The sequence below is a fragment of the Mesorhizobium sp. CNPSo 4684 genome, assembly GCF_057784315.1.
This window is the reverse complement of record NZ_JBWLUX010000083.1, coordinates 1-2,393: the sequence shown is the minus strand read 5'-3', so window position 1 is coordinate 2,393 and position 2,393 is coordinate 1. Positions and strand designations below refer to the sequence as shown.

Genomic DNA, 2,393 nt, shown 5'->3' with positions numbered 1-2,393 from the left:
CAAGAACATCGCCGATCCGGTTCGCGCCTATCGGCTGCTGCTGGATCCCGCGGCATCGGGAAAGATCACAGCCGCGCCACACCGGCCGGGATCGCGCGTCATGATCCTGGCGAGTGTCGCGGCTCTGGCATTCGCCGTGCTTGCCGGCTCTTTCGCATGGCAGAAGTTCTCGATGCCATCGCGGCCATCGGTTGCCGTGCTGCCGTTTGCAAATCTCGGCGGCGATCCAGGCCAGGACTATTTCGCTGACGGCATCACCGAGGATTTGATCACCGACCTCACCAAACTTTCCGGTCTCGATGTCATCGCCCGCAATTCCGTCTTCGCCTACAAGAACAAGCCTGCAGCGTTGGCGGACGTCGCGCGCGACCTTGGCGTCCGCTACGTCGTCGAGGGGAGCGTCCGCCGCACCGGCGAGCAGATCCGCCTCAATGCCCAACTCATCGATACGGCAACGGGTGACAATCTGTGGGCCAACCGGTTCGACCGCGGCATGGCTGGCGTGTTTGCCGTCCAGGACGAGATGAGCGGGGAGATCGCCAAGGCACTTGGCATGCAACCTTCGTCAGCGGAAAGCGAGCGCATGGCGCGCCCGCCGACCGAAAACCTCGAAGCCTACGACTTCTACCTTCGCGCCGAGCAGGCAGCACGGACCGGCCGGCGCGACGGGCTGCGGGAGGCGCTTGCGCTCTACGACAAGGCGGAGGAGCTTGACCCCGCCTTTGCCGAAGCCTTCGCGGCTGATGCAAGCACAACAGTCTATATCTGGCGCGAATCGTTCCACGACATCATGCAGAGCGCGCCCGCGCGCAAGCGCGCCTATGAGAAGGCAAGCCGCGCGCTGCAACTCGATCCGGACCTTTCGTCGCCTTATGCGATTCTTGGCATCATGCAGGTCGTGGATCACCGTTACGAGGAAGCCATCGCTTCGGCCGAACGCGCCGTCGCGCTCGGCCCCGGCGATGCGGAGACGCAAATAGCTCTAGGATACGTGCAGCTGTTCGCCGGCAATCATGCCGAGGCAGCCGCAGCGGTCGAGACCGCGCTCAAGCTCGATCCCAACCTTTCACCTATCAACCGGCAAATTGCCGGTCTGGTCTTTCTCATTCAAGGTAGCAACGACAAGGCGATCGAGGCACTCGAACGCACCCGTGACGATGCGCCGTCGGTCGGAGATTTCACGATCACGCTTGGTGCCGCCTACGCCCGTGCCGGCCGCCTGCAGGATGCCAAGGCGGCGGTCGCCGAGGGACTGGGTGCCATGTCGACACCGGGGTTCGATTCATTGTCCGCATACCGGCTCAACGGTGCCCAGTACCGCAACCCGCAGGATTTGGCTCTCATTATCGATGCGTTGCAGCAGGCGGGCTTGCCCGAATGGCCGTTCGGCTTCACCGGCGACGAGCGCAATCGCTTGAAGGGCGAAGAGATCGCCTCGCTGGTGCTGGGCCATACGCTGCAGGGCCAGCTTGAACCAGGTCTCCAACAAGCCTTCCTCCAGATCGGGAGCGACGGCAAGGCAGCCTTCCGCTCCACCACGCGGCTGGTCACCGAGACCGTCCGTGTCGATGGCGACCTTTTGTGCGAGCTGAGCGAGAATATGTTCGGGCGCCCGGATTGCGGACCCGTCTATAGACGCCGTGACGATGGAGGCGGCGGCTATTCCTTCGTCAACTCAAGCAAGGTGTTTCACTTCACGGTGGTTCAGTAGACGCATGCGTCTCGGTCTCAGGACTCGCGGATGGGAAGGATCGGCGCGATGCACCGACTGAGCAACCCGACATCCCCCTGGAAAGCGGTCGCCCATGCTCGCGTCCGAGGCGGGACTGGAATAGGCTGCAGCGAAGCCGCGTGATCGGCCGGGAGGGCGCAGCAGGTATGGAGCGAAGGCTTACCGCAATCCTTGCTGCCGATGTGGTTGGCTACAGCCGCCTCATGGGTGAGGACGAGGTCGGCACGCTCGAGCGGTTGAAAAGTTGCCGTCGCGAACTGGTCGACCCAGCGATCAAGGAATTCCACGGCCGCATGATCAAACTCATGGGCGATGGGGCGCTGGTCGAATTCGCGAGCGTCGTCGATGCGGTCCAGTGTGCTGCCATGATCCAACGCCGGATGGCCGATCGCAATAAAGGCACCGCCGATGCCCGGCAGATCCGGTTTCGCATCGGCGTCAATCTCGGCGACGTCATCGTCGAGGAAAATGACATCTACGGCGATGGCGTCAACATCGCTGCTCGCCTGGAATCGATGGCCGAGCCAGGGGGTGTATGTATCTCGGGCACGGCGTTCGATCACGCGCTGCACAAGGTTGATGTCGGCTTTGCCAGTCTTGGCGAGCAGCGCCTCAAGAACATCGCCGATCCGGTTCGCGCCTATCGGCTGCTGCTGGATCC

Annotated in this window: 2 protein-coding genes; both read left to right on the top strand. The window is 63.0% G+C overall.

What is annotated here, in order from left to right; genetic code table 11:
- The coding region (locus tag AC04SG_RS32745) for a tetratricopeptide repeat protein (RefSeq protein ID WP_488554388.1) at nt 1-1,711 on the top strand (1,711 nt) is incomplete at its 5' end.
- A gap of 167 nt (nt 1,712-1,878) precedes the next feature.
- On the top strand, nt 1,879-2,393 hold a 515-nt coding region (locus tag AC04SG_RS32740), incomplete at its 3' end, for an adenylate/guanylate cyclase domain-containing protein (protein WP_488554389.1).